The sequence below is a fragment of the Bradyrhizobium sp. SZCCHNRI3052 genome (genome assembly GCF_032484895.1).
Lineage (GTDB): Bacteria > Pseudomonadota > Alphaproteobacteria > Rhizobiales > Xanthobacteraceae > Bradyrhizobium.
This window is the reverse complement of record NZ_JAUETW010000017.1, coordinates 133,056-157,016: the sequence shown is the minus strand read 5'-3', so window position 1 is coordinate 157,016 and position 23,961 is coordinate 133,056. Positions and strand designations below refer to the sequence as shown.

The window sequence follows — 23,961 nt, the reverse complement described above, 5'->3', positions numbered from 1 at the left end:
CGCTTTCGCTTCATCTGTCCGTCCTTCGTCAGGCCGGACTCTAAATCGTTCTGGAGGAAATTCTTAGGGGCAGGTCATCAGCTCGGCGAGATAGTTCCGGCTCATTTGCCAAGCCATGAGCTTGCCCCACACGATTGAATCAATGGGAGACCATGGCTCCGGCCGGATTCTCAACCAGACCATCTCAAACGGCAGTTTGCTTCGGTGGGTCGACAAGAATGCATTGACGCCGTCCGCATAGGCCGAAAGCGTGGATTGAGTTTCCGGCGCAAGCGCGGCAAAGCTGGCCTTGGCCAGCTGGTAGAGACCTAGAACACGAATGATTTTGTCTGTGTCGACGAAATCCGCCCCGAAGATTTCGGAAAGTCGCCCTTGTCCAGCACGTCGGTGAATTTCCATCTGAAACAGGCGCTCGCTTGCGTGCAGGTAACCCAGGCACCGCGCGGCATCCTGAAAATTCTCCGAGAAGATATGGGGAACGCCATGCTTGTCGTGATAAATCCTGACCTCGTTCCCCAACCCGGCAAGCCTGCGTTCACCCGATCGCCTTGGCATCGCGCGCACGAAGATCGTCGCGACCAGCGCCAGCCCGAAAAGAAAACACGGCCCAACAACGCATAGCGTCCCTGTCACCACCACGGCCGTGAAAGCAGGCATCGAAAATGAGTTGTTCAGCACGAACATCAGTCCGAGACGGCCGCCAAGCGCCGCGTCGCCTCCGCGTTCTTCTCTGACGGGGCGATATCGAGGCGAAGGCTCGGATCTCCCATCAGCAGGATCGGCTCATCGCCCAGGCACTCTTCGCGGACCAATCGGATTGATTGTCCGATCGCATAGCCAACCTTCAGCAATTCTGAAATGGACGCTACGGCAGCTCGCCATATCCTGGCGGGCACGACGAGCAAATGATACGGGCCAATCGTGGCGACGGTCATTTCTGGTCCACCGGCGAGGCTCCACAAACCTGGGCCGAGCCCACCACCGCACGCGCCTGTCGGCGCCTCGTACGACACAAGACCCACCGGACGGACCGCGATCGCGACTTGTGTTGGTCCAATGAAGTTCAGATACGAGCCGAGCAACGTGGACGAGAGAGCCGGCAGGTCCGCGGCGGTCAGGAGCCCGATAGCGCATCGGCGTTGCGCTGCCGATAAAACCGCCTTCGACAGCGCCCGGTCAGCCGGTCCGATAATGGCTGTCACGCTCGATACGGACGGTGGGCAGAGAGAGGGCAGTTCCCCCCAATCGTTCAACTCGACCAGACGCTTGCAGGTCAGGACAGCGTATAGTCGCGCGAAGACCAACGCCTCCGAGTCGACAAGAACCGCCACCAGGGTCTTGGACGAAAACCGAGCATTCAGATGCGCGAACCGACTGCTCGCGGTGATGGTCGTGCGATCCGGGCAGGCAGGGCGAGTGGGAGATGCTGTTGAAGTTGCCGAAAAGAATTCATCGTCATCTGACCGCACCTCGACTGTCCTCAGATGACGCGTAAACGCCTCATCGTGCGGCAGGTCGATCACCCGGTCGGGACGAGCCAGATACGGCAGATGCCCAGGGATCAGATCCTTTTCGAGAAGGGTCTCGAAAGTCGCCCCGAATGCCGACGCGGTGTCACACCGATGAAACACGGTGTCGAACACCCATGTCAGATCGCTCTCGGTCCACGGTTCAAAATGAGCCGCCGCGCGTTCTGAAAGACTTTCCTCCGCCGCTGCATTGACACCAATGTCGTAGCGCATCGGTGTCCAGTCGCAGACAAATCCTGGCTTCTTGAACTTTCCTCCGATGGGAACGCACCCCATCGCCTGATACATCATCAGATTTGCGTCGGACGAATCCGCCCTGATTGACCTGATCCCATTTCGCTTCATGAGCAGAATAATGGCTCCGAACAACAGCCGCAGATGCGCTTTCCGGCGGTATTGCGCCGCGAGGCATAGGTAGCTGACATAGTACTCCTGCCAATCTCGGATGTAGGCAAGACGAACAGCACCTATCAAACGGTTGCCCGCAAGCAAAACGACATTCTTCGAATACCAATCGAAAATGACGTCGTGATAGGATCGCTCCTGAATCCCAAGCTCATCGCAGAACACCTCGCCCCGCAGAGACCTAAGCGCGGCAAAATCGTCGGGGCGTCCGAAGCGCAGCTTGATATCATTCGTGACGTCGGCCTCGTCCGTCATGACGGAACCCCTGTCGGAAACACCTTGTCGATGTCGACGGAGCCATATTTCTTGTCCGCTACCGCGTCACCGCCGCAGCTTCCGCGCCGCATATCAACCCATGGAAGTGTTGGAAGTTCGCCCCCGCTTCGCTCTACGTAGCCGTAGTGCTTGTAAGACGTGTAGACGCGAAGAAAGTAGATCCAGAATGACGGAACGTTACAAATGAATTTGAACAGACCTATGCGCCGGATCTGCTCGAGTGGCGGTCTCTGGACCTTGAGCAGCATCTTCCCATAGAGATGGCAGAACTCCTTGATATCGAGCCTTGTGGGGAGCACGGCGTGCTGAAAATCGTAGTACGTCGGGTTCTTGTAAATGAGCGCGTCTTCGTTCTTGGCGTAGTCTGTCGTCCCCGGCATCGGCGTCGCGACAGTGATGTTCGGGATATCGACTTTTCGGCTGCGGATGTAGCTCGTCAAGTTTTCGAACTGTTCTCTTTTGTAGTCGACACCGACGATAAACAGGCCTTCGATCAAGACTTCATGCTTCTTGAGAATCTCGATGGCCCTGTCGTTGTGCGCCACGGAGCTGCCCTTTTCCATGGCACCGAGCTCGGAATCGGAATAGCTCTCCAGACCCATCCGAAGGCGCTTGAGCCCAACCCGCGACCACAGCGCGACCAAGCTCGGGTCTCTGACAATCGCGTCCGCCCGACTGTAGAACAAGTACTCCTTCTTGATGCCCGCCCGAAGGATCGCTTCACCAATGGCGTGCGCCCGGCGCCCGTCCCCGAAGAAGTGGTCGTCTGTAAATATGACATACGGCTCCTCGATCGTCTTGAGGTACTCGACGATGTATTCCGGGCTCCACGTTAGATACTTTCCGAGGTTCGGCCGCCACAAGTTGCAGAACGAGCATCTTGCGGGACATCCCATGGACGTCCTCAGGGCAGCAACCGGCTTCCACCAGAGGTGATAGTATCTGCCCTTATACTTGCCGAGGATGCTTCGGTCCGGGAGGGGGAGGCTGTCGAGATCGAAGGACTTCGGAACGACCGCCTTGCCGTTCGAGAAGAATTTGCCGTTGTCCTGCCAGGCAACGCCTGCCAGATCAGCTACGTTACGCTCGCTTTCCCGGCAGCGCAGGATCAGATCCCGGAAAGAGAGATAAGCCTCTCCCATCATGACGTAGTCAATGTTGGGGTCCGCAAAGTCGGACGGACTTAGGCTAGCATGATGCCCCCCTACCGCAACGATGATCGACGGGTCGATCTGCTTGACCAGCGCCGCCTGCATCCGCACGAGGTCGACATGCATCGTCCAAGACGTGAATCCGACGAAGTTTGGACGCAGGCGCCTTATCGTCTCGAGCAGGGCCAACGGGCGGCGATCAAGGCGCTGATCCAGCAGAGAAATGTCCACCTCATCCTTGTCCAGCATGGACGCCAGCACTTCGTACTGGATGGGTTCGACAATATAGATCCGGTCGTCTGCCAGATGAATTGGATGATAGTGCTGCGTTACGAACAGGATCTTGTACTTGGAATGCGTCATGTATCCGCCCTCGCCATGCCTGATGCCGCATCGTCACGACGCGCGGTGCGTTCGCCTTTACTCCGCCGGAACCGACCGCTGATTCGTCATGTCTTTCGGATTGACCGCGTCGTCCGTCATGCCAACGATCGGAGATCGCGCGGCCCGTTCATCGTACGGAAGCTCGAGAGACGCCCAGACGTCAGAGAGAGCAGCGACCAACAGATCGATGTGCACGTCTCGATGGGCCGGTGTCGGAGTCAGACGAAGCCGCTCCGTGCCTTTGCTCACAGTGGGATAATTTATGGGCTGAACATATATCCCGTGTCGTTCCATCAGCATCTGGCTTGCGGCGGTACATTTCTGCGCGTCGCCCACCACGACCGGAATGATATGCGATTCATTGGCCATGACCGGCAGGCGCGCGGCCTGGAGCGCGCGCCGGACCCTGCGCGTCACCGCCTGCTGTTGGTCGCGTTCGGCCTTGGACCGGCGCAGATGACGTACCGCCGCCGTTGCGCTCGCGGCGACGTTTGGCGGCATCGTCGACGTGAAGATGAACGACGGCGCATAGCTTCGGATTGAATCGACGATCGATGCATTTGCGGCGACATAGCCGCCAAGCGATCCGAACCCTTTGGCGAGCGTACCTTGAATGACGTCGATCCGATCTGCGAGGCCGTCTCGATCGCAAATGCCCCCACCTTGAGGTCCATACAGCCCCACCGCATGAACTTCGTCGATGTAGGTCATGGCACCGTAGCGTTCAGCGAGAGCAGCGATCCCGCCGATGGGCGCAATACTGCCGCTCATCGAATAGAGACTTTCAAATACGATGAGCTTTGCGCGATTGCGGGGCTCCGCGGCAAGCAGCTGCTCAAGATGCCTCACATCGTTATGACACCAGATCTTCTTCTCGCATCTCGAGCGGCTGATACCCTCAATGATCGAGTTATGGTTGTCCGCGTCTGAAAATATCACGCAGTCCGGCAACAGGGTCCCGATGGTAGAGATTGCTGCGAAGTTCGAAACCCAGCCTGACGTAAAGACGAGCGCCGCCTCCTTTCCATGCAGACTGGCCAGCTCCTGCTCCAACTCTACGATTTTTTGGTGCGTGCCGGAGATGTTCCTTGTTCCTCCCGCGCCCGTGCCAAAGCTCCGGGACGCTTCCGTGGACGCTTCGATCACATCCGGATGCAGGCCCATGCAGAGATAGTCATTGGAGCACCAGACGGTGACCGGCTGTGGTGCTCGTGTCTCGCCCGGCGGTCGCCAGAGCGCAGTCGGCGCAGTCTCGGGATTGCGCACCAGAGTGGCAAATGTCCGATATCGCCTTTCCTCACGAAGAGCGTCGATCGCCCGGACAAATATGCCTTCATAATTCATCATCGCTGATTCCACTCTACTGAGCGAACACATCGTCGGTGAAGTCGAGGTGGCTTGAGAGAGAGCTCCGAGCAGCGGTGGATGACACGGTGATTAGCAGGCAAGCAGCGCCGCGGCGAACGGCACCGACGATGAACGCCGAACAGGTGGCGTGACGTAGGGAGGATGTCCGTCGAAGACGCACTCATTAATTTCGCGACACGATACTGAACGCCAAGGAGCCGCGTCGAACATTCGCAATATCGCGCCGCATCCTGCTTGTCTCTCGCTCACCGACGCCGTCCTTCGTGATTTGTCACCTTCAACGCGAAGCAGAGCGAGCCCAATGCCCTGTTGTCCATAGCTACCGACGACCACCGCGGGCGGCCATATCCGAAAAATACGGTATCGATACTTCCATGGCCCACAGGCACCGTACAGAACGACGGAGGCAGTCGCGACGCGCGCGATGCATAGCCGCACGTCCTCGGGCGGGGGGATCCGCCCTGGCTCTTTCAGCAGCGAAATTGAGGTTGCAATGAATCTGTCAGCAAACTGCACGTCCACAGACACCGAGCTGCGCCTCGCCAGTCACATTGGCGGCCTGTCGCAAGGCGCCATCGATCAGCTGTCACAAACGTTCAGGAGCAACCACGTCGCGGTCATCGATCAGCTTCTTCCGAAGGATATGGTCGAAGCGCTCACCAGCGAAGCGAATATCCTGCTCGACCGGGAGTCGAAGCGGCGAAAGCTGACCATCAAGGAAAGCGGCAATACACCAAGAGCCTACAGTAGCGTCGGGCGCGACGCTATTTGTCAACATGACGGGATTATTCCGGCCATCTTCAATAGCGACGCGGTTCTCTCCTTCCTCCGGAAGCTCGCCGGTGAGAACATCGAACGGGTTCCTTACCGACCCGAGGAGTATATCATCAACAGCCAGTGCGAGCCTGGCGACACCCATGGATGGCATTGGGACGATTATGCCTATGCCCTCATTTTTGTCATTGAGGCTCCAGATCCGCTCCTCGGGGGACGCGTCGAGTACCTCTCGAACGTCGAATGGCAGAAAGGCTCCACTGAGCCATATCTCCGGCGGGTCCTGCAAGACAACGTCGTTCGGTCTCTCTACGTCAACAGCGGACATTGCTATTTTATGAAGGCGAATACGACACTGCATCGTGTGGCGCCCCTGACGGGATCTACCAAGAGAACCGTTGTGGTCCTGACGTTTGCGTCGCCGGAAGACATGGTGTCGGATTCCATAACGCACAACTCGATGGAAGACATCTATCCAGACGATACCAGGTCTGATGACGCAACAGTCGAGACGGCTAACGTCGGATGACGGTCGGCGTCGAAGTTGCCGGGCTTGGAACCGCTGCGTGCCTGGCGATCAGTAGCCTCATTGCCGCTGACGTCAGTCGCACCACAGGTGTTTTCGAGTTCACGAAGACGCGAATGATCTTCGCGTCTTTTTTCATGCTTCCAGTTCTGCTCATCGCCGATGTTCCGCTTCGCGTGAGTGTCGCGGACGCGCTGACGCTCGCGGCATCGAGCCTCATCGGAATTGTGATCGGCGACCTGTCTCTCATTGCCGCAATCAGCAAAATTGGGCCGAAGAAGACCAGCATCATATTCTCATCCAACGTCGTTATCGGCGCCGTGCTGGAGGCTGCCATCTATCACAAGAGGACCACGATAGAGGCAGGAGTTGGTATTCTTCTTGTACTGACTGGGGCGTTGATCGTCATTGCCTTCAGAGGAGGCGCCGGCGCTCCCCTGAATGGACATCTCAACGCCGAACGTCAGAACACGGGCGTCGCATTGGCGGTTCTTGCAGCCGGATGCCAGGCGATCGGCACGCTGATTTCGACTCCCGTCGTAACGGCGGGAACGTCGCCCATCATGGCGACGACAATACGGTTTTGCGCAGCGTCCCTATTGTTTGTCATCATGGGCCGGACCCGCAGCGACGACATCAGGACAGACGCCAGCTCAGCCACCGTTTACGCCAAGATCGTTGTGAGTGCGCTCGTTGGAATGTGCGGCGGCCTGACGCTTCTTATGCTGGCGATCACGAGCGGAAAAATCGCAATATCTATGACATACGCGTCCTCGACGCCGCTGGTGCTCCTGCTTCTGCTCTGGCTTACGCGGGGTGAGAGACCGAATGCAAGTTCGCTCCTGGGCGCAATCACGACAGTGGCGGGCACCGCTTTACTCATCTTCGAAGGGGCACACCAGCGATGAACGCCTTGCTCGACTATTCGGCTGTTGAGGTCGTGTCCCTGCTTAGACGCGGTGACGTGACTCCGCATGATTGCCTTGATGCGGTGGAACAGCGCGTCGGCGAGGTCAACTCGACCGTCAACGCCCTGCCGACGCTCTGCTTCGATAGGGCGCATGATCGTGCATCAAAATTGATGCAGAAGCCTCGCGACGAGCGCGGCCAACTGTCTGGCCTGCCGCTGGTCATCAAGGACCTTCAGAGAGTGTCCGGGGTTCGATCGACAGCCGGATCTCTCATATATAGCGATCATGTTCCAGCCTTCACTGATGCGGTCGTCCAGCACATCGAAGATGAAGGGGGACTTGTATTTGGAAAGTCCAACGTCCCTGAACTCGGCGTTGGATTCAATTCTCTGAATCCGGTCTTTGACCCATGTTTGAACCCTTGGAACGTCAAATATTCGCCGGGGGGATCATCTTCCGGTTCGGCTGCTGCTCTGGCGTTGAATATGACGTGGCTTGCTCATGGCTCTGACATGGGGGGATCCTTGCGCATTCCCGCGAGCTTTTGTGGCGTTGTTGGGATGAGGCCGTCGCCGGGGCGGGTCGCGATGGCTAACCGCGCATCCGTTGATCAGACGCTAGCCGTCCAAGGCCCCATGGCACGAAACGTCGTCGATCTTGCAATGTTCCTTGACGCCATGTCGGGCGAGACCCACAGGGATCTGCTTTCCAAACCACGTCCATTGCGGTCGTTTGCCAGCGCGGCTGAAGTCCAGAAGTTGCCGAAGCGAGTCGCCTTCTCTGCTGATCTGAACATCGGCCCTGTGGACCCCGAAGTCGCTTGCATCGTGCAAAATGCCGCGGCGCGACTTCAGGCCGATGGCGTCGTCGTGGATCAGGCGTCTCCGAATCTAGATGGTGTCCAGCGATGTTTTCGAGTGATGCGTGCTTACGTATTGGCGTGCAGCCTTGGTAGCGTCCTGAGGAAGCAGGGTACGCTGGTGAGATCAACCGATATCAGGGAGAACGTGACCGAGGGGCTGCAGCTGACGATCGACCAGATGCTTGAAGCCGAACAGGCGCGGGTTCGCATCGTGCAGCATGTGGCTGATTTCTTCGAAACATATGATCTCTTGATATGTCCGTCGACAATCGTGCCGGCTCATCCGATCGATCAGCCGACCGTGGTTGAATGTGCAGGCCATGTATTCGATGGCTATTTCGACTGGACAGCGTTGACCTACGTTGCGGCCGTGGCCGGTCTTCCTGCGTTGTCGCTGCCTTGCGGTATGACGCGGTCGGGTCTTCCAGTAGGACTGCAGGTGATCGGGCCGACAAATGGCGACCACGACGTCATTTCCTGTGCGGCCGCCCTGGAGGACATGCTGTCGTTTCACCAACTCGCTCCTGTTCGTGGAAGGTCGGGGGCAATGGCCTTGTCCGAGAACATCCAGAGGCTGGCGTAGCGGGTCGCAGCGACGAGGACGCCCGCTTCGAGACAAAGGAGATGATATGTCATTGCGTGACGCACTGCAGCCAGACACTCTCGATCAAGCGATACGCATCCGCAGGGCGCTGCATTCGATTCCGGAGTTAGGGTACAAGGAGCTCAAGACGTCGGCGATGGTTGTGGAGTGTCTGCAAGCGCTCGGTGCCGACGAGATACAAACCGGGATCGGCGGAACCGGCGTGGTCGGCATCATTCGCGGCATCAAAGGGACTGGCCCCAGAAAGTATGTGGGGTTGAGGGCAGAGTTGGACGGCCTGGAATTGACGGAGCAGACGGGTCTTGCTTGGCAGTCGCAGAACAGCGGCTGCATGCATGCGTGTGGTCACGACGGCCACATGGCCATTCTGCTCGCCACCGCACGAGAGCTTTCAGCGAACCGTGAGTTTTCCGGAACCGTATGTTGCATCTTTCAGCCCGCTGAGGAGGGGGGAGCGGGTGCAAAAGCGATGATCGAAGATGGATTGCTTGAGAGATTCCCGCTCAGCTCGATCTATGCAATTCATAATGCGCCGTGGCTTCCAATCGGAAAGATCGCCATCAATAGCGGGGCGGTGATGGCCGCGGCGGACCGGATCGAAATCTCCGTCCTTGGAGCGGGTGGCCATGGCGGAATTCCCCACCAGACGAGGGATCCGATCGTTGCCACCGCAAACATCATCTCGATGCTGCAAAACGTCGTATCGCGCTATGTGGATCCCGGGGAGGCTGCCGTCATATCTATCGGAGGCATTCACGGCGGAAGCCCTCTCAAGGGCAGCATGATTCCCGATCGGGTCGACTGTGTCGGCACGGTTCGTACATATTGTACGGACGTTCAATCGACTATTGAGAAGAAGATCCGAGATATCGTGGACCACGTCTGCGATGCCCATGATTTGACGGGATTGGTGACCTACAAAAAGCTCTATCCAGCCACGATCAATCATGCGGACCGCGCTGCTCTCGTGACCGGCGTTGCAGACATCTTGCTTGATCAAGACGACATCCTGAGCAACGTTCGTCCGAGCATGGCCGGAGAGGACTTTTCGTTCTTTCTACAAAAGGTCCCGGGGGCGTATTGCTTGATTGGTCAGGGGACGGACAGCGCTGCCAGCCTGCACAGCCCCTCATATGATTTCGACGATCGCAATATCGAGCGTGCCGCGTTGCTGTTGAAGCGCATAGCCCTTAGGGAACTGGCGTCCACTTGATGCTCCTCAAATGGAAAGACAGGGTTCTAATGCCCTTCTCTCCGATTCAAATCCTGTTCGAGCTTGACCTCAATAGGCCACCTGCGGCCGCCGCGCAGAAGAGCGAATACCGCGCAACGACCAAGACAATGACAGAGTCCAACATCGGCACCAAAGTGCAGGCAGATGCCTGTGGGACATTCAGCAGGTTGCTAAAGGTCGCGCTGCATGAATATGCTCAGCGGGTCGATGCCGTAACCGCCGAACGGCGGAATTTCGAAGAAGCCGTTCTTTCGATACAATGCTATCGCGGAATGCTGCAAGTATCCGGTTTCCAAACGAATACAAGATAGCCCTGCCCCTCGCGAGGCCTGCAGGATCGTATCCAGCAGATCTTGCGCGACCCCCAGCCCCCTATAGGCAGGATCTACATACATGCGTTTCAACTCACCATAGTCAGGTGACAAGACGAGGGCCGTGCAGCCAATCACCCTGTCGTTGATCTGAGCGACGAAGAAAAGAGTATCGTCCTTCGCCAACTCATTCACATCGATCAAGTGGTTGCTTTCTTGCGGGTAAAGCGACGCATAATATTCGTCTGCGTCTCTGAGCATACGGACGACATCTGCGTGAAAGGGATTTCCCTTCGCGATCTCGACGCCTCCACCCTGCTTGTTCATCTCCAGCAACTCCATTGCACCTACATCGACGTATGACGATGATATCTTTCATGTCGTAACAAGGATAGCGAACTACGCCGAAAAAGATAGAACGGGCACGAAGAATCTAGGCTCTGTTACCAAGATCTCGCCGAGCCAAGGCGGACGTCTCTCTCGTCATCGCTCAAGCCCCGGCTCATCACCCGTGAGGCCATAGCCGCTTGCATCTGCGCTTCCCTCAACGTCTTCGATCAGATGGTGCAGGCAGGAAGTATGCCGAAGCCCGCACTCATTGGCGCTCGCCGAAGAGCATGGAACGTCGGAGAGCTTGATTGTGCCAATGATCGGCTGCCTTCGGATGACAGTGATTCTGACGACGAGACGTGGAGTGATGCCGATGCCAAAATCGAAAGGGCATCCCCGATCCAAAGGCTTCTGTAGCGCGCGTCGGCTCGGTTGATTGGCTTTTCCGCGAATATGCGCAGACAAAGGCATGTCTCGAAAAGGTCTCGAAGCGCTCGCGACCCGGCTACGAGCACAGCATGCAAGCCATCTGCGACGTGCGCAACAAAGGAGGCGAGCGCATCGGGTGCTTGCCGATCAAGAGTATCACCCCGCGTGCCGCTGATAAGCTCTACGAAACGTTCATCAGGATGACGCGGGCGAGAGCACACTCTTTCGGCGCGGCGAGAAATTCGTTGGCCTGTGCCGCAAGGCATGGCGCGTGGTTCATCGGCTGTACCCGGCCGAATTCGCCAGGGATATCCCGAATCCTTGGCCCGGAGTAACGCCGGCTACGCCAAGCGCACGGCTCCGCGCGTCCTTGCGGCAACACGCAAACGACGAGCTCACGTTTTGGCGAACACAACGCAAACAGAGTTTCGGAATGCGGCGTCTGGCGAGTTTCAGAACAACAAGATCGTAAAAATGTAAGATACCGACTGGGCTCCGGAAATCTGGCTGGGGCGGGAGGGATCGAACCTCCGAATGGCGGAATCAAAATCCGCTGCCTTACCGCTTGGCTACGCCCCATCAGGCCCGGCGGATCGGCATGGCGCGCGGGCGCCATGCGATTCCGGATCGGCGCCCGTGGTCTACAGAGCGCGCCGGCCCATTTCAACCGCTGCGCCGCAGGAAATTTGCGCGGGCTCCGGGTGATCCGCCGCGCTCGCCGATTCGTCAATCTGAACAAGCCTTTACCCTGTCCCGCCGGGTCCGCCGCGGCCGCCCGCCGCAACGGCTTGCGAAAAAGTTGAGACCCGGCCGGTTTCATGGGATGACGGCGGCCAAACCGGCCAATTTCGACCCCCGAGGACACGCCATGACCTATCGCGCCCCGCTCAACGACATGCTGCTCGCCCTCAACCATGGCGCCGGGCTGAAGGCGGCGGTCGAGGCCGGCCATTACGGCGATTTCGACCCCGACATCACCGCCGCCGTGCTCGAGGAAGCCGGCAAGTTCGCCACCGACGTGCTCGCCCCGCTCAACCAGATCGGCGACAGGAACGGCGTCAAGCTCGCCGACAAGAAGGTCACCACCGCGCCGGGCTGGCCGGATGCCTACAAGCGCTGGACCGAGGCCGGCTGGAACGCGGTGTCCGGCCCCGAGGCGCATGGCGGCCAGGGCCTGCCGCTCGCCATCAACGCCGCCTGCACCGAGATCTGGAGCGCGGCCAACGTCGCCTTCGGCCTGTGCCCGCTGCTGACCTTGTCGGCCATCGAGGCGCTCGACGCCCATGGCAGCAAGGAGCTGAAGGACATCTATCTCGGCAAGCTGATCTCCGGCGAATGGACCGGCACGATGCAACTGACCGAGCCGCAGGCCGGCTCCGACGTCGGCGCCTTGCGTACCCGCGCCGAGCGGGCCGCGGACGGCAGCTACCGCATCACCGGAGCCAAGATCTTCATCACCTATGGCGACCACGACATGACCGACAACATCGTGCATTTCGTGCTCGCGCGGCTGCCGGACGCGCCGGCCGGCACCAAGGGCATCTCGCTGTTCCTGATCCCGAAATTCCTCGTCAATGCCGACGGCTCGCTCGGCGCCCGCAACGACATCTACGCCACCGGCGTCGAGCACAAGCTCGGCATGCACGCCTCGCCGACCTGCACCATGACGATGGGCGACAATGGCGGCGCCATCGGCTATCTCATCGGCGAAGAAAACGCCGGCATGCGCTGCATGTTCACGATGATGAACCAGGCGCGGCTCGGAGTCGGCCTCGAAGGCGTCGGCGTCGCCGATCGCGCCTATCAGCAGGCGCTCGCCTACGCGCAGGACCGCCGCCAAGGCCGCGCCGTCGGCAGCAAAGGCACCGGCTCGGACGCGATCATCGCCCATCCCGACGTCAAGCGCATGCTGATGCAGATGCGCGTCCTGACCGCCGCGTCGCGCTCGATCTGCTACGCGACCGCCGTGGCGCTCGACGTCGCCGTGCGCGCCAAGGATCCCGCCGTGCGCGCCGAGGCGGCCGCGCGCGGCGCGCTGCTGACGCCGATCGCCAAGGCGTTCTCCACCGACATCGGCAACGAGGTCGCCTATCTCGGCGTGCAGATCCATGGCGGCATGGGCTTCATCGAGGAGACCGGCGCCGCGCAGCACTATCGCGACGCGCGCATCACCGCGATCTACGAGGGCACCAACGGCATCCAGGCGATCGACCTCGTCACCCGCAAACTGGGTGCGAACGGCGGCGCCTCGGTGTTCAAGCTGCTCGACGAGCTCACCGACATCGTCCGCCGCGTCGAGGCCTCCAACGATCCGGCGTTCGGCACGACAGGCGCCAAGCTGCGCGACGCGCTCGGCGCGCTCGACCGCTCCAGCCGCTGGCTGTTGGAGAAGCTGGCGACAGCCCCGAACGACGCGCTTGCCGGCGCCACGCCGTACTTGCGCCTGTTCGGTTCGGCGCTCGGCGGCTGCATGCTGGCCAACGAGGCGCTCGCCGCGCGCAGCGAGAGCGAGACCGTCGGCGCCCGTCACGTGGCGCTGGCACGGTTCTTCGCCGAGACGTTTGCCGTGCAGGCGCCGTCCCTGGAAAAGACCGTCACCGACGGCGCCGATGCGGTGCTCGGCGCCGAGGCCGTGCTGGTGGCGTGAGTTCGACTCGGTCGTGACAGCGCAGCTTTGACGTCCTTACATCATGGCTGATCACCGGGCTCCCACCCTCCCCTGGAGGGAGAGGGTCGCCTCACGAGGAGCGCAGCGAAACGTGAGGCGGGGTGGGGTGATGTCTCCACACGCACCCGTGCCGGTGGAGACATCACCCCACCCCGCTCGCCCGCTTCGCGCGCGATCGACCCTCCCCCTCCAGGGGAGGGTGAGCACCGGCCATGTAGCATCGTGTGATCCACAATCTCAAACAGCATGTCACGATCAGCTCGGAGCGTAGCTCGGCATGAGCATCCGCGCTCTCGCGACGCGCTCCGCGCCCGAGCTATGAGCTAAATTCCCGCCCTCACCGAGTGGAGGGCGCGAGGAAGGCCGGACCTCGGCTGAGGCCCGTGGCCCGCCTGCAGAAAAAAAGCAGGCGGCAGTCACCACAGGTACAGCCGGACAGACCCGGCCTTCCCCGCGCGATGGTTTTAACGGTCTATAGCGCGCTCTTCCTGGTGCACCGGGCTTTCTGGCCACCATGTCGCGCAATGCGCTCTCTCGCATTACGCTTGATACTAGCGTCGGAGTATCAGAACCACACGCCTTCACCGTCCGCGAGCAGCCGTTCGTCCGTGCCAACAGCACTGCGCCCGCCCGCGTCCACCGCATCCCGCTGCCAACGTCCGTGACGACCGCGAAGCGTCCCCTACCGTGCAACGGGATGGGCGTACCATAATGCTGATTTGGGGAAACGACAAAGCGATTTATGTTTTTCAGCAAACCTTGACACGATCATTTCGGGTCAACGTGATTTGCCCGACAGGCGCGCGCGCCCGCCGAGGCTCCCAATTCAGACCTCGGAGCCGGAAAGGCTCGATGCACCCTGCGGCTCTCCCGCTCATGCTTGACTTTCTCCGCGCGGTACGGACAGTTCCGGCCACCGCTCCCGTCGCGATCGTGATCACGGAATTCGCGCCGCTTCGCGAAGGGATTGGTGAGCCTCTGCATAGTTCATCGTTTTTGATCATGCCCGTTCGGAGAAGACATATGAAATCGCTCGTTGCCCCACTATTTGCCGTCGCCCTCCTGCTGTCATCTGCGCCGGCGTCGGCGGTCGTCCTCGATCTGTCGACCATGAGCTGCAAGCAGTTCGTCGAAAGCGGCGACGACACCATCAAGATGGTGCTGATCTGGCTGGACGGCTGGTACAAGGGCGATCAGGACGAAGCGCTGTTCGACACCGAGGAGTTCATCGCGAACGCCAAGAAGTTCGGCGCGTACTGCGCCGAGCATCCGACGGTCAGCATCGTGACGGCGGCCGAGAAGATCCTCGGCAAGTAACCGGCGACGCGCACCATCCGTGTCGCGTAGGGCGGGTTGGTGTTAGTGTGACCCGCCTTTCCACCGCGCCGCCAAGGGCGGATGACGCTCCGCTCATCCGCCCTCCTCCGTTGTCTCAAATGCCGAGCCATTCCAGTCCGCCCGGCAGCTCATCCGCGGCAAAATCGACTTGCAGCACGCGGCGATGGCCGGGCTGCACGGATAGTTCCGAGGCGTGCAGGATCGGTGTTGCATACAGCCAGATGTCGCCCGGCTCGGCGTGGCACGCGACGGTGCCGCACCGCGCGACGACGATCGGCACATCGGCTTCCGGGATGCGGCCGAGGCAGTGTGAGCCTGGCGCAATCAGGAGCGGGGCGTTGCCGTCGGGCACGGCGTCGAGGTGGACACGCAAGGTGACCATCCGCGCCAGCACCTCGTAAGGCGGCGCGACGTGCTGCAGGCCGCCCTTGGTGGTCCAGGGACCGAAACCCGAGAGCTCGATGCGCTCGCGCACGACGATGGTCCGGTCCTGATGCCACGGGACCGCCCAATTCATCTGCGGCGTCTTGTCGAAATAGACGGCGCGCACCGGGCGCGCGGCATCGCCGAGAACGGCGGCGGCGGCGCGGCCGACCGGACCGTCATTGGCGAGCAACGGCGTCAGCGCGGCAACACCGTGCAGCCGGGTGCCGGCCTGCGCCGGTGCGTGGCGGGACAGCGCGGCGGCGAGAGCGTGCAAAGCGGACGCATCGAGTGCCGTCGTGACGTGCAGCGCGCCGGCGTCGGTGAACTGCGATTTCTGCTGGGAAGAGAGCGCGAAGGTCATGCGCGCAGGAGACTAGAGTGCGCCGCGGGAGCTTGGCAATCGCTCTTCTTTCCCGCCGCCGAGTTCGCAATCCATGCCCACGATGGACATGAGATGCGAGCGCGATGGGGCCACCGGCGTCAAACTTCGGTCTTGGTCCGGCATCAGGACGGCGGCGTCCGGACATAATCAGACGCAACTGGCGCCGCCAGTTTCGGGCGGCAGTTGCGTTGAAGAAGCGGGCCGAACGCCCACCGCGCGGCCCGGCTTCCTTCTTCACGCGAGAGTCCCATGTCGATCAGCTCTGTCACAACGCCCGTCGCGGCCACCGCGTCCCAGGCAAGCACCGCCACGCAATCCACCTCGTCCACGTCTCAGACGTCGTCGTCATCGGCCACCAGCTCCGCCAGCGCCACGTCTGAAAGTTCTTCCGGCAGCGGCGGCTCATCGTCGGGCAAGACCGTGGTCAGCGAGGTCTCGATCACCCTCGACGGGATCACCACGACGACGATCACATATTCCGACGGCTCGACCGAGGTGACCAAGACTGCCGCTGCCTCGAACGGAAGCGGCAACAACGCGCAGACCTACAATGCGCAGGGCGCGACCAATGGCGCAGCCGGCAGCACGGCTGCGTCGAGCCAAGGCGTGACGGCCTGAGGCTCGTTCGGAATCCCCGCGCCGTCCTACGAGCTGCGCCGAGCGATGGCGTGGCGCCGATCGCGAGCGTCGCATCCGAACGCGCCGGTTCCGAATGAGGAACTGGACGAGCATTGCAACAGCAAAACGCGCTGCGACGCACGCGTCGCGGTGACGCCGTGAAGCAACAGTCCGCGCGCGATGTCATGCGCGGCCCATTGTTAATTTGCCCCGGCGCGCCGAGTCACGCCTGCTGGCAGGCGGCTACGACAATGGGGAGACGACGATGTTGCGGAGCGTGATCGGCGCGGGAGTGCTGGTGCTGGCGATGGGGTCCGAGTTGCAGGCGGCCAACGAAGCAGGTCCGGAGACACGGATGTCGTGCTCCGAGGTTCGCTACTACGTCGAGAAATATACCGCCGAGGTGGCCGAGATGTATGCGCGCAGCCGGGGCGCCACCGACGCCCAGATCAGCCGGGCCCGGCGCTGCCTGTCGCCGGTTCACTTCCGCCGGGCGGAGCGGTCGCACAGCTATACGGAGTGAGACGGCAGCCCATATTGGCTTGCTCGTTGTTGTCATCGCTCCCTCCACCGTCATTCCGGGGCGCCCGCAGGGCGAGCCCGGAATCCATACTCACGATGGTTGTGAGGTGCGAGCGGCATGTGGCGCGTGCTCGCCTCAAACTGAGGCCTGTGGTTATGGATTCCGGGCTCATTCACGCTGCTTCAAACGGCTGCGCCGTTTGCGCGCGAATGCCCCGGAATGACGACTGGGAGAGAGTTGAGACTCTTAGGGCAGGTTAGCCGCAGGCGTAACCCGCCGTCTTGATTTGGAAGGCGGCGGATGACGCTGCGCTCATCCGCCTACGACTACGCCCTCCTCACGCCTGCTCGATCGCGGCCGGCATCTTGGCGACCGACATCAGCGAGCGCGCGACCTGGTTGAGGAGCTGGTCGGCGTTCTCCTCCTCGGCCAGCGACTTCGACAGCAGCGCGACGACGGCGCTGTGGCGGAGCTGCTGGGCGAGGTTGCGCGCGGTGGTGTAGCCGGAGATCTCGTAATGCTCGACCCGCTGCGCGGCGCCGATCAGTGCGAGGTCGGCGGCGGCATCCTCCTTGTCCTCGCTCTGGGTCATGATCTCCTGCCCCTCCTCGACCAGGCCCATCATGCCCTTGCAGGGTTTTGCGCGCGGCGTCTTCCCAAGGAGCTCGAAGCACTCGTTGATGCGCTCGATCTGCGCTTCCGTCTCGGCCAGATGCTGCTCGAACAATTCGCTCAACTGGTCGAAGCGCGCGGCCTCCGCCATCTTCGGAAGCGCCTTTGTGAGCTGTTTCTCAGCATGCAGGATGTCGCGCAGCTCGTCCATGAGGAGATCGCTGAGGCCGGATTCGTCGGCCGGCGGCGAGCTTTCGGTGACAATCGCCGAGGCTGCTCCGGGCTCGCCGGCCTGGATCGCCGGCGATTCCGTGAACACCCAGTCGCCGCCCTCGTTCCAAGGGCCGCGGGTGTCGATCTCGCCATGATCCCCGGAGCCGGTGGAATCGTTGAAGAACTGATCGACCAGGCCCGGCGTCGGCGCGAGGCGGCCGATGCTGAAGGCGGGCTTGCCCATGCTCTCCAGCGCCAGCGCGAACGCCTTCATATGGGTGATCTCGCGCGTCATCAGGAATTGCTGCGCGTCCTTGGTCCCGGCGTCGTCGGTGAAATTGATCAGCCGCTCATAGACGATCTTGGCGCGCGCTTCGGCGGCGATGTTGCTGCGCAGGTCGACGTCGAGCTCGCCGGTGATCTTGAGATAATCGGCAGTCCACGGATTGCCCTGCGAGTTGAACAGGTTGACGCCGCCGCCGCCGGCGATCGCGATCAGCGGGTCGGCCTCGGCCGCCTCGCGGTCGAACTTGGCGGGCTTCAGATGCATGCGGGCGAGCGTGCCGACCACCTCGAGATGGCTCAGCTCCTCGGTGCCGATGTCCATCAACAGGTCCTTGCGGTCGGGATCCTCGCAATTGAGCCCCTGGATCGAATACTGCATGGCCGCGGCGAGCTCGCCATTGGCGCCGCCGAACTGCTCGAGCAGCATGTTGCCGAAGCGCGGATCCGGCTCGTCGACACGGACGGTGAACATCAGCTTCTTGACGTGGTGATACATGGAAGGCCTCGGACGTTTGCGGGGGGACGGCAAGCAAGGTCCGAACGGCCGGCCACCACGGTTGTTCCTTACCGCCGACTGACGCCATGCGCGTTCCTGCCGCCGCGCGATCGAGGCAGGCCGGCCACGGCACGAGGGGTCAGGGCGATGCCGCGTCAAACGCGCCTTCCCCTTGTCGGCGAGCTCCATTATGCACGCCAAGACGCACTCCACACCCGGATTGCCGGTATCATCGAGGCTTTGCGCGTTGGTGCCAGGAATGCGCAAGAGGGAACCTGCCGGTCGGCGCCTGCGCCACCGGCGCGGGCTGCCACGCGACATCCTGTTGGCAGCTGAACGATGGCCCCTTGCTAAGGTTTTCCCTGCTCGCCTAAGCTGTTCCGCTGGAGAGTGACATGTTGATGCGAACACCGGCCAGGGAGAAGCCAGGTCTCGGCGCGCGAGTCCGCCGGGTCATCGAGCGACTCCGCGACCACGCATCGTCATTCACCTCATCATCGCCCGCGAATGGGGCGACACTGCGGAAGCCGTCCTACGTTGTCGACGATGAGCCTGACGACAGCAACATGGACGTCGCGCTGGCGGCGCTGATTGATCAGATCGAACGTCCGGCGCACACGCCGCCACCACGGTTTCCGAGTCTCGCGCGCGTCACGTCGTCGCGCCAGGCGCCGCACATCCCGGTGTACGAGCGGCCACCCTATTTCGACGTCGCGCCGCGCCCCGTCGAGGTCGAGCCGCGGCGGATGGCCTATGATGAGGCCGCCGAGCGCATCGTGCCCGAGGACGAACTGTCGGAACTGCGCAAGGACCTGATGAGCGCGATCTCAGCGCGGCTCGGATCGCCGGAGGATCATCTGGCGACGATCAGGAACCTGCTGAGGTCGGTAAAGTAGGATGTGGGGCCGCAGCAATATCGGCAAGACGGTCGAGGAGCTGACCGATCATCTGCGGCTGGTCGATCACGTGCGCGCGCTGCAGGATGGCCAGAAGGAGATCGCCGAGGCGATCAGGGCGGTCAACAACCGCCTGACCTCGATCGAGGCCGAGTTCAGGGTGCTCAAGGCGGAGACGCAGCGCGATGCGCTGCGCGAGGTGCAGCACGCCGTGCAGGGTGTCCAGGGCTCGGTGCATGACGAACTGACCCGTATGGCGACTCGGCTGGTGGTGCTGGAGCAGGCACTGCGGCGCGAGGCTGTCCGACAGCAGGCATCGCCGGCCGCCGGCCCGCGCCCGCCGGCTGCCCCGTCCCGCCCGGACGGATCACGCTGAGGCGCGACAACTGGACCGCGGCAGACTCAGCGCAACTTTGCCGAGCGGCTTGCAATCTCGATGATGACGCTGCCGCTCTTGGCGTAACCGTCCGGCACAAAGGCTTCGCCCGGTGCGAGTTCGCGCATGTCCTCCGCGTCCTTCGGCTTCGGAAAGCCTTTGGCGCAGGCCGTGCTGATCGTCTCGTGATCGGCGTAGCTGACGGCGGCGACCACGCTGCCGGGGGTTGGCCCGGCCGCGAGCTTCGACAGGCCGAAATATTTGAGCTGCTCCGAACAGGTAACGATGTTGGTCAGATAGGCTCCCTTCGTGTCCTCGGCCTGCAGCAGAAAATCGTAGGACATCTCGATGGACCCGCCGCTGGCACTGGCGAAGCCGACGCGCGCCACGCCGGTCTCGACCACCCCCTGCCCCATATGCCCGGTCAGGCAGACGAGCACGTCCTGCGCTTCGTCCCTGGTGGTGGAGATGACGCATTCATTCACCTGCATGCCCGGCTGGAAGCCGCGAAATTTGTAAGCGCCGCCGACCTGCTCGAACACGACCGCGCCGCCGAAATCGGTCGCGTGCGGCTCGCAGCCGCTGCCATAGCTCACGACCAGCAGCGGATTGGCTCCGGCCACGAATTGCCCCTGCTGCCGCTGCGGCTGGAGAGTGACGTTACAGCGACGCCCCTCGGCCTCGGGATAGGATTTGACCTCTTTGCAGGTCGCCCCTGTAATCGACTTGGGCGCACAGAATTGCGACAGCAGCGCGCGATCGCTGGGGGCGGCCTCGGCGCTGCTCATGAATGCGCAGCACAGCAGCAACGAGATCAGCACGGAAAGACATCTGGTCATGGAATTTTGCCTTGCTATGACGACACGCTTGGCGTGCAACGATAGCTTATCGCCGATGCGGTTGAAAACCAGTCGTCAACCATGAACGCGCGCGGCCGCGCCTGCGCGCCTCGGCCGCGCCCGCCCCGGCCGGCGACGGCCGCTTCGGCCCTTGGCGCGGTCGGCGGATGATGTAGGCTGATGCGCGAGAAACGACTCAGGACAACGACCGGCGCATAGCGGCCGGCGCACACGCGCGAGGGGCCCATGACCGACCATCTGATCGTGACCGACGAGGGCGAGACGCGGACGATCAAGCTCAGGCGCCCGGAGAAGAAGAACGCGATCACCCAGGCCATGTATCTCGGCATGAGCGATGCCATCGACACCGCGCAGAACAATCCGCTGGTGCGATGCATCATCATCACCGGCGGCTCCGGCGTGTTCACCGCCGGCAACGATCTCGAGGACTTCCTGCATGCGGGGGCGGCCGGCAACGACGCCGCGCGCACCTCGGCAGCGACCAAGTTCCTGTATTCGCTGGCGCATAACGTCAAGCCGATCATCGCCGCCGTCGACGGCGTCGCGATCGGCATCGGCACGACGATGCTGTTTCACTGCGACTACGTGCTGGCCTCGACCACGGCGACGTTCTCGACGCCCTTCATCCATCTCGGCCTGGTGCCCGAGGGCGCCTCGAGCCTGCTGATGCCGCAGACCATGGGCTATCAGCGGGCGTTCGCCATGCTGGTGATGGGCCGCACGATGACCGCGGCGGATGCGCAGATCGCCGGCTTCGTCAACAGCGTGGTGGCGCCGGGGCATACCGAGGTCGAGGCGCACAAGGTGGCGCGCGACATCTGCCGGCTGCCGGCCGAGGCGGTGGCGATCGGCCGCAAGCTGATCCGCACCGCGCCGGACGAGTTGACCCGCCGCATCGACCAGGAGGCCTATCTGTTCGCCGAGCGCATGACCTCCGAGGAGGCGGTCGGCGCGTTCAAGGCGTTCCTGTCGCGCAAGAAGAAAAAGTGACGCCGGGGTCGTCGGAGGCGCATGCCGAGTTTTGATGTCATCGTGATCGGCTGCGGCGCGGTCGGCAGCGCCGCGCTGCTGCATCTCGCCAAATCCGGCAAGCGCGTGCTGGGCATCGACCGCTTCCAGCCGCCGCATCCATTCGGCTCGACCCATGGCGAGACCCGCATCACCCGCGCGGCGATCGGCGAAGGCGTCGACTACACGCCGCTGGCGCAGCGCTCGCATGTGCTGTGGCGCGAACTGGAGCGCGAGACCGGGGCGCATCTGTTCGAGCAATGCGGCTGCCTGTTCATTCCGGCCCGCGATGGCGGCGAGGTCCACGGCGTCTCGAGCGCGCAGTTCTTCGCCAATATCGAGACCGCGGCCCGGCTGCATGGCGTCGATGGCGAGATCCTGTCGTCGGAGCGACTGCGCGCGGACTTTCCGGGCTTCGCCACTTTGCCCGGCGATCGCGCCTTCCTCGACCGCGAGGGCGGCTATCTCCTGGTCGAGGACTGCGTGCGCGCCGAGCTTGCGGTCGCCGTGCAGCTTGGCGCGAAGTTGCTGTTCGGCCGCCAAGTCAAATGGTTTCGCCGCGCCATGGGTTCGCTCGTGGTGATGACTGACGACGGTACAGCCGCATCGGCCACGACGCTGATTGTCACGACAGGGCCATGGATCACCGAGTTGATCACGCCGCTGCAGCGGCGCGTGAACGTCACGCGGCAGGTGCTGTACTGGTTCGAAATCCTTGCCAATCCCGAGCGCTTCGGCCCGAACGCGCCGGTCTTCATCTGGGACGTCAGCGGGCGCGAGCGCGCCGCATCCGACATCTACGGCTTTCCCTGGCTCGGATCGCCGGACAACGGCGTCAAGATCGCCAACGAAGTGCTCAGCGGCGAGACCGATCCCGACAACGTGTCCCGCGAGGTGACGGCGGCCGAGATCGAAGCGGCCTATGAAACCTATGTCCGGCCGTTCGTGCCGGATCTCGGCCCGCGCTGCCTGCGCAGCGCGGTCTGCCTCTACACCAATGCGCCCGGCGGCCGCTTCATCATCGATCGCGATCCCGGCGATGAGAACGTCATCTACGCCTCGCCCTGCTCCGGCCACGGCTTCAAGCATTCGCCCGCAGTCGGCGAGGCGCTCGCGGCAATGGCCCGGGGCGAGACGCCGCGCGTCGACCTCTCCGGCTTCACGCTGGACCGGCTGGCCGTCGCCGATCCAGCATAGCGGACGGCGCAACTACTTGCCGGACTGCAGCGCCGCCGTCTGCTTGGCCAGCCCGTCGTTGAACTGCGTCTCGAGCTTGTCGAGATAGGCGTTGAATTCACCCGGCTTGACGAACGGGTTGGGCGCGCCGTCGGCGATCTTCGCTCGCTTTCCGGCCATGTCGTACATCTCCGGATGCGGCGCCAGCAGGATGTCGGGATGCGCCGTCCTGGCCCAGGCGAAGGTCTTCTTGTAGTCGTCGACGATGCCCGGATAGGTGGGACGGCCGACCAGCCGGTTCAGCGCCACGGTGGCGCTGCAGAAGAAGATCAGGCTGCGGGTGGCGTCGCCATCCTTCACGTCGGTCGTCCAGCTGGTGCAGCCCGGCGAATGGCCCGGCGTCTCATGCGCCGTCAACGTGACGCCGCCGAGCGTGACGGTGTCGCCCTCGCGCACGGCGCGGTCGACCTTGACCGGCGGGAAGCCGAGATAGCGCTCCTCCTCGCGGCCCGGATAGAAGCCGCCTTCCAGCAGCGGCACGTCCTTGGCGCCCGCCACCATCTGCGCCCCGGTTTCCTGCTTGATCTGCGCCAGCCCCCCGGTGTGGTCGATATGGGCGTGGGTGTTGAGGATGTATTTGATGTCGGCGACCTTGAAGCCGAGCTTGCCGATGCTGGCCTCGATCTGCGCGGTCGATTCCGGCATCACGGTATCGATCAGGATGTGCCCTTGCGGCGTGGTGATCAGGTAGGAGGCGAGCCCGTTGGTGCCGACGTAATAGACGTTGTCGATCACCTTGAACGGCTCGGTCGGCTTATTCCACGCCGCGACCATCTGCTTCATCAGGTCCGGCAGCGATTGCGCTGCAGCGGAGCCGGCGGCCAGCGACAATGTCGCCGCGAGCAGCATCATTCTTTTCATTCCGGCCTCCCGATGTATTGGTGTTATGAAATCGTTTTATGTCATTGCGACCGCGGCGGGGCAATCGCG

At 62.2% G+C, this 23,961-nt stretch carries 22 protein-coding genes and 1 tRNA gene; 12 read left to right on the top strand and 11 right to left on the bottom strand.

Annotated elements, in window-relative coordinates:
- Window positions 1-63 precede the first annotated feature (63 nt).
- From QW887_RS31970 to hemA, 4 genes are read right to left on the bottom strand one after another with little or no spacing between them, the layout of a single operon-like run.
- Entirely contained in the window at window positions 64-684 is a 621-nt protein-coding gene (locus tag QW887_RS31970) for a penicillin acylase family protein (RefSeq protein ID WP_316195891.1), read from the bottom strand.
- Complete coding sequence (locus tag QW887_RS31965; RefSeq protein WP_316195889.1) at window positions 684-2,189, bottom strand: hypothetical protein; 1,506 nt, start codon at window positions 2,187-2,189, stop codon at window positions 684-686. The genes QW887_RS31970 and QW887_RS31965 overlap by 1 nt, the downstream gene beginning before the upstream one ends.
- The gene (locus tag QW887_RS31960; protein ID WP_315752039.1) at window positions 2,186-3,724 is read right to left on the bottom strand and encodes a B12-binding domain-containing radical SAM protein; all 1,539 of its coding nucleotides are present in this window, start codon (window positions 3,722-3,724) and stop codon (window positions 2,186-2,188) included. Before QW887_RS31960 ends, QW887_RS31965 begins: the two co-directional genes overlap by 4 nt.
- A gap of 57 nt (window positions 3,725-3,781) precedes the next feature.
- Complete coding sequence (gene hemA, locus QW887_RS31955; RefSeq protein WP_316195896.1) at window positions 3,782-5,089, bottom strand: 5-aminolevulinate synthase; 1,308 nt, start codon at window positions 5,087-5,089, stop codon at window positions 3,782-3,784.
- Between the two features lie 517 nt (window positions 5,090-5,606).
- Here hemA and QW887_RS31950 point away from each other — a divergent pair.
- The 4 genes from QW887_RS31950 to QW887_RS31935 are packed head-to-tail and all read left to right on the top strand — an operon-like array spanning window position 5,607 to window position 10,003.
- A complete protein-coding gene (locus QW887_RS31950; RefSeq protein WP_316195886.1) occupies window positions 5,607-6,416 on the top strand; it encodes a hypothetical protein in 810 nt (269 codons plus the stop codon).
- A complete protein-coding gene (locus QW887_RS31945; RefSeq protein WP_316195885.1) occupies window positions 6,413-7,321 on the top strand; it encodes a DMT family transporter in 909 nt (302 codons plus the stop codon). The genes QW887_RS31950 and QW887_RS31945 overlap by 4 nt, the downstream gene beginning before the upstream one ends.
- Window positions 7,318-8,769 carry an amidase gene (locus QW887_RS31940; protein ID WP_316195883.1) on the top strand — a complete coding sequence of 484 codons (1,452 nt, stop codon included), beginning with the start codon at window positions 7,318-7,320 and terminating at the stop codon, window positions 8,767-8,769. The genes QW887_RS31945 and QW887_RS31940 overlap by 4 nt, the downstream gene beginning before the upstream one ends.
- 46 nt (window positions 8,770-8,815) lie before the next feature.
- Window positions 8,816-10,003: an amidohydrolase gene (locus QW887_RS31935; RefSeq protein WP_316195881.1), complete on the top strand. Its 1,188-nt coding sequence runs from the start codon at window positions 8,816-8,818 to the stop codon at window positions 10,001-10,003.
- A 191-nt stretch (window positions 10,004-10,194) separates the two neighbouring features.
- Here the strand turns inward: QW887_RS31935 and QW887_RS31930 are convergent, their stop codons facing one another.
- Together QW887_RS31930 and QW887_RS31925 are read right to left on the bottom strand one after the other, a co-directional pair.
- Complete coding sequence (locus QW887_RS31930; RefSeq protein ID WP_316195879.1) at window positions 10,195-10,662, bottom strand: GNAT family N-acetyltransferase; 468 nt, start codon at window positions 10,660-10,662, stop codon at window positions 10,195-10,197.
- Between the two features lie 936 nt (window positions 10,663-11,598).
- Window positions 11,599-11,673 (bottom strand) — tRNA-Gln (locus QW887_RS31925).
- A gap of 289 nt (window positions 11,674-11,962) precedes the next feature.
- Here QW887_RS31925 and QW887_RS31920 point away from each other — a divergent pair.
- The gene (locus QW887_RS31920; protein ID WP_315828096.1) at window positions 11,963-13,741 is read left to right on the top strand and encodes an acyl-CoA dehydrogenase; all 1,779 of its coding nucleotides are present in this window, start codon (window positions 11,963-11,965) and stop codon (window positions 13,739-13,741) included.
- A 1,044-nt stretch (window positions 13,742-14,785) separates the two neighbouring features.
- The gene (locus QW887_RS31915) at window positions 14,786-15,079 is read left to right on the top strand and encodes an HdeA/HdeB family chaperone (protein ID WP_315715557.1); all 294 of its coding nucleotides are present in this window, start codon (window positions 14,786-14,788) and stop codon (window positions 15,077-15,079) included.
- Between the two features lie 115 nt (window positions 15,080-15,194).
- Here the strand turns inward: QW887_RS31915 and QW887_RS31910 are convergent, their stop codons facing one another.
- Complete coding sequence (locus QW887_RS31910) at window positions 15,195-15,887, bottom strand: phytanoyl-CoA dioxygenase family protein (RefSeq protein WP_315715556.1); 693 nt, start codon at window positions 15,885-15,887, stop codon at window positions 15,195-15,197.
- Window positions 15,888-16,240: 353 nt separating this feature from the next.
- Window positions 16,241-16,411, bottom strand: coding sequence for a hypothetical protein (locus QW887_RS31905; protein WP_316185993.1), 171 nt, complete (start codon window positions 16,409-16,411; stop codon window positions 16,241-16,243).
- Between QW887_RS31905 and QW887_RS31900 the strand changes: the two genes are divergently transcribed.
- Window positions 16,404-16,526: a hypothetical protein gene (locus tag QW887_RS31900; RefSeq protein WP_316185992.1), complete on the top strand. Its 123-nt coding sequence runs from the start codon at window positions 16,404-16,406 to the stop codon at window positions 16,524-16,526. The genes QW887_RS31905 and QW887_RS31900 overlap by 8 nt on opposite strands.
- A gap of 265 nt (window positions 16,527-16,791) precedes the next feature.
- Window positions 16,792-17,049: a hypothetical protein gene (locus QW887_RS31895; RefSeq protein WP_315715554.1), complete on the top strand. Its 258-nt coding sequence runs from the start codon at window positions 16,792-16,794 to the stop codon at window positions 17,047-17,049.
- Window positions 17,050-17,386: 337 nt separating this feature from the next.
- Here QW887_RS31895 and QW887_RS31890 read toward each other — a convergent pair whose 3' ends face one another.
- Window positions 17,387-18,655 (bottom strand): DUF892 family protein, encoded by a 1,269-nt coding sequence (locus tag QW887_RS31890; protein WP_316195876.1) that lies wholly within the window; start codon window positions 18,653-18,655, stop codon window positions 17,387-17,389.
- A 395-nt stretch (window positions 18,656-19,050) separates the two neighbouring features.
- On the opposite strand from QW887_RS31890, the gene QW887_RS31885 reads away from it, so the two are divergent.
- Window positions 19,051-19,551 (top strand): hypothetical protein, encoded by a 501-nt coding sequence (locus tag QW887_RS31885; RefSeq protein ID WP_315752048.1) that lies wholly within the window; start codon window positions 19,051-19,053, stop codon window positions 19,549-19,551.
- 1 nt (window position 19,552) lies between these two features.
- Window positions 19,553-19,927: a hypothetical protein gene (locus tag QW887_RS31880; protein WP_315828092.1), complete on the top strand. Its 375-nt coding sequence runs from the start codon at window positions 19,553-19,555 to the stop codon at window positions 19,925-19,927.
- A 26-nt stretch (window positions 19,928-19,953) separates the two neighbouring features.
- Here the strand turns inward: QW887_RS31880 and QW887_RS31875 are convergent, their stop codons facing one another.
- On the bottom strand, window positions 19,954-20,766 hold the full coding sequence (locus QW887_RS31875) for a hypothetical protein (RefSeq protein ID WP_316195874.1): 813 nt from the start codon (window positions 20,764-20,766) through the stop codon (window positions 19,954-19,956).
- A 246-nt stretch (window positions 20,767-21,012) separates the two neighbouring features.
- On the opposite strand from QW887_RS31875, the gene QW887_RS31870 reads away from it, so the two are divergent.
- Both QW887_RS31870 and solA read left to right on the top strand, forming a co-directional pair.
- Window positions 21,013-21,777 (top strand): crotonase/enoyl-CoA hydratase family protein, encoded by a 765-nt coding sequence (locus tag QW887_RS31870; RefSeq protein ID WP_316195872.1) that lies wholly within the window; start codon window positions 21,013-21,015, stop codon window positions 21,775-21,777.
- 21 nt (window positions 21,778-21,798) lie between these two features.
- Window positions 21,799-22,992 carry an N-methyl-L-tryptophan oxidase gene (gene solA, locus QW887_RS31865; RefSeq protein WP_315715548.1) on the top strand — a complete coding sequence of 398 codons (1,194 nt, stop codon included), beginning with the start codon at window positions 21,799-21,801 and terminating at the stop codon, window positions 22,990-22,992.
- 12 nt (window positions 22,993-23,004) lie between these two features.
- On the opposite strand, the gene bla is transcribed toward solA, so the two are convergent.
- Window positions 23,005-23,892 (bottom strand): subclass B3 metallo-beta-lactamase, encoded by an 888-nt coding sequence (gene bla, locus QW887_RS31860; RefSeq protein WP_315828088.1) that lies wholly within the window; start codon window positions 23,890-23,892, stop codon window positions 23,005-23,007.
- Between the last annotated feature and the right edge of the window lie 69 nt (window positions 23,893-23,961).